Annotated in this window: 2 protein-coding genes and 2 pseudogenes; 2 read left to right on the plus strand and 2 right to left on the minus strand. The window is 73.9% G+C overall.

From position 1 onward, the window contains the following. Together GH736_RS19905 and GH736_RS19910 are read left to right on the plus strand one after the other, a co-directional pair. Window positions 1–191: pseudogene (locus tag GH736_RS19905) on the plus strand (hypothetical protein); the annotation flags it as partial. Then, entirely contained in the window at window positions 188–1,393 is a 1,206-nt protein-coding gene (locus GH736_RS19910; RefSeq protein WP_159606423.1) for an alpha-L-fucosidase, read from the plus strand. The pseudogene GH736_RS19905 and the gene GH736_RS19910, both read left to right, overlap by 4 nt. 25 nt (window positions 1,394–1,418) lie before the next feature. Here the strand turns inward: GH736_RS19910 and GH736_RS19915 are convergent, their stop codons facing one another. Continuing rightward, window positions 1,419–2,726, minus strand: coding sequence for a cellulase-like family protein (locus GH736_RS19915; protein WP_159606425.1), 1,308 nt, complete (start codon window positions 2,724–2,726; stop codon window positions 1,419–1,421). Further along, a pseudogene (locus GH736_RS19920) lies at window positions 2,723–3,185 on the minus strand (DUF5107 domain-containing protein); the annotation flags it as partial. The pseudogene GH736_RS19920 and the gene GH736_RS19915, both read right to left, overlap by 4 nt.

Here is a 3,185-nt window from a genome sequence, read left to right on the forward strand (position 1 = left end):
ACCCGGCCGGTGCCGCCTACCTCGTCGCCACCGCCGGCTTCGCGGGCGTCGTGACCTGGCAGCTCGTGCCGCTCGTGATCCCCGCGCTCGGCTGCATCGCGCTCGCGATCGTGGCGGTGCCCGAGCGTCCGCGCCGCGAGGCGGAGTCCACCGGCACCGGCACCGGCACTGGCACCCGCTCCGACGCATGAGCCCCGTCGGTCGGCCGCTGCCGCGGTGGGCGCGCGATGCGAGCCTCGGGATCTTCGTGCACTGGGGCGCCTACTCGGTGCCGGCATGGGCGGAGCCGACGGGTGCGCTCGGCGCGGTGCCCGACGACGAGTGGTTCGCGCACAACGCCTACGCCGAGTGGTACGCCAACACGATTCGGATCGAGGGGTCGCCAGCGGCCCAGCACCACGCCCGCGAGCACGGCGGCGCACCCTACGAGCGGTTCCTCGACGACTGGCGGGCCGAGGCGTACGATCCCGCCGGCTGGGCGCGCCTCTTCCGCGCGGTCGGCGCCGACTACGTGGTGCCCACCACGAAGCACCACGACGGCATCGCACTGTGGGACGCCCCGGGCTCTGGCGACCTCACCACCCTCGCTCGCGGCCCGCGCCGCGACCTGATCGGCCCGCTCGCCGACGCCGTGCGCGCCGAGGGCCTGCGGTTCGGCGTCTACTACTCGGGCGGCCTCGACTGGGCGGTCACCGACTTCCCGCCGCACCGGTCGAGCGACGACGTCTCCGCCCTGCGGCCGACGGATGCCGCGTACAACGCCTACGCGTTCGGCCACGTCGTCGACCTCGTCGAGCGCTACCGGCCCGACCTCATCTGGAACGACATCGACTGGCCCGACGCGGGCAAGGCGCCCGGCCCGCACTCGATCGCGTCGCTGCTCGCGCACTACCGGTCGGTGGTGCCCGAGGGCATCGTGAACGACCGCTGGGGCGCCGACGTCTGGGACTACCGCACGAGCGAGTACGACCACGGCACGGCGAACGAGGCCGACGCCGGCTGGGAGCACTGCCGCGGGCTCGGCTTCTCGTTCGGCTACAACCGGGTGGAGGACGAGTCGCTGACGCTCTCGCCGCGTGAGCTGGCGCGCCTCTACGCCGACGTCGTGTCGAGTGGCGGGCGCCTGCTGCTCAACGTGGGCCCGACGGCGGCGGGCGAGATCCCGCCCGTGCAGCGGCGCACCCTCGAGGGCGTCGCGTCGTGGATGACCGCGATCAAGCCGCACACGATCGGGCGCGGCGTGCTCGCCGACGGCGAGATCGAGGTGACGGATGCCACGTGGTGGCGGACCTGGGCCACGCCCGAGGGCGTCGTGGCGGTCGTGGACCGGCCCGAGGCATCCGTGCGCGCCCGTGACGGACGTCCCGTCACGGCATTCGCCCTGCCCGACTGAGGGTCCGGCGGGTCGGCCGGACGGGTCAGCCGCCCGTGACGAGTGCGTTCACGCGGCGCTGCCACGGCGCATCCGCCCACATCGGATGGTGCGGTGCCGCGTTGGAGCACGCGACGACGCCCCAGACGCCGTGCGCCAGCGCGGTGCGGATGCCGTGCTCGGCGAGCGACCGCCCGACCGGGCTCTCCTCGAACCAGCCGTCGCGCGGCGTGTAGCCCACCCAGCCCTCGCCGATCACGGCCGGTACCCCTCGCCATCGCGCCCACTCCGAGATCGCGACGACGCGCGACTCGATCTCGCGCAGCATGACCTCGCGGTGCTCGCCGTAGTGGTCGAGCAGCCAGGCGTCCCACGCGTCGGCATCGATCCAGTCGTAGCCGTAGAGCATCTGGTCGGTGATCACCGTGGCGCGCAGCTTCCACTCGGCGGGCCGGCCGTAGTCGGCGAACGAGGGCGCGTCGGGACGCAACAGCGCGCGGAGCTCCGCGTTCGGGAAGCCCTCACTGCCCTCGGAGCGGATGTCGATGCGTCGCTGCAGGGCATCGAGCACGCCGTAGCTGTACACGTGGAACTGCGCGACGGCCAGGGCGGGGGAGAGCCGGTGCATGGCGAGGTGCGGCGGCTTCCCGTAGCTCACCGTCACGAGCTGGTCGGGATGGCGGGTGCGCAGCCGCTCCATGGCGGCCACTCCTCCCTGCCCGACCGGCGGCAGGATCGAGAAGTCGACCTCGTTGTGCAGTTCGGTGAACGCGACGACGTCGATGAGGCCCGCGGCGCGCACGTCGTCGAGCAGGCGTGCGAAGGCGTCGGCGAGCACGTCGTAGCGGCCCGCGAGCGGCACGGCGTCGATCGCCTCGAACCAGCGGGGGTCGCCCGCGAACGACGGCGACTGCTGGTACTCCCAGCTCGCGAGGATCACCACGACCCCGTGCCGTCGCGCCGCCTCGAGCAGCTCGAAGAGACGCGCCCTGAGGTCGAGGCGGTAGCCGCCGGGGGTGTCGTACCAGCGGGTGCGCTGCCCGAAGAACCCGCCGGTCGGCGCAGGCCCGAGTCCCTCGATCGGCAGGTCGGTGGCGAGGTCATCGAGGCCGAGCCCTCCGGCGACGAGGAGTGGAGCGGCGCAGATGCGCACCGCGTTGTAGCCGCGATCGGCGGTCTCGGTCATGGCGCGGTCGACCTCGGCGAACGGCTCACCGTCGCCCGCACGGGTGTACCAGGAGAAGTCCCACAGGCAGATCGCGAGGCGGCGGGGAAGGTGGGCCGGCACCGGACCGGTGAGCGCGGGGTCGGGCGCAGCCGGCAGCACCGGCGTGCCGAGGTAGCGCTCCGTCATGCGAGGGCCCCCTGCACTCGGGCGGCGCCTTCTCGCCGGCCCCACGCGGCCAGCTCGCGCAGCGCCGCCGCCTCGGATGCCCGGCGTTGAGCGGTGTCCACCGAGAACAGCAGCAGCTCTGGCAGCGACGTGGCGAAGTAGTCGACGCGGTCGGCTGACGCCTCGAGCGCCGTCGCCCTGGCCTCCAGGCTCGCCCAGATGCGATCGGCGTCCGCCTGCTCGCCGAGGCGCAGGTGCGCGACGCCGATCCACACGTCGCCGGCATCCACGACGTGTCCGCCCGCCGCGAGCGGTCCGTCGACGTCGCGCGCACGACGCCAGGCCGCCTCGGCCGCCTCGCGGTCGCCGAGGGCGACCTCGGCGTCGCCGAGGAGCACGAACCGCTCCGCGACGACCTCGGCCGGATGGCGTCCTTCGCCGAGGTGCTCGGGCACCCGGATGCCGCTCCGCAGCAGCGCG

Origin of the sequence: Agromyces humi, assembly GCF_009720255.1 — a bacterium.
In the GTDB taxonomy this organism is placed as follows: Bacteria; Actinomycetota; Actinomycetes; order Actinomycetales; family Microbacteriaceae; genus Agromyces; species Agromyces humi.

Excerpts from the sequence above, each read along its gene's own strand:
- GH736_RS19910 (WP_159606423.1), top strand. The coding sequence starts at position 188 with ATGAGCCCCGTCGGTCGGCCGCTGCCGCGGTGGGCGCGCGATGCGAGC.
- GH736_RS19915 (WP_159606425.1), bottom strand. The coding sequence starts at position 2,726 with ATGACGGAGCGCTACCTCGGCACGCCGGTGCTGCCGGCTGCGCCCGAC.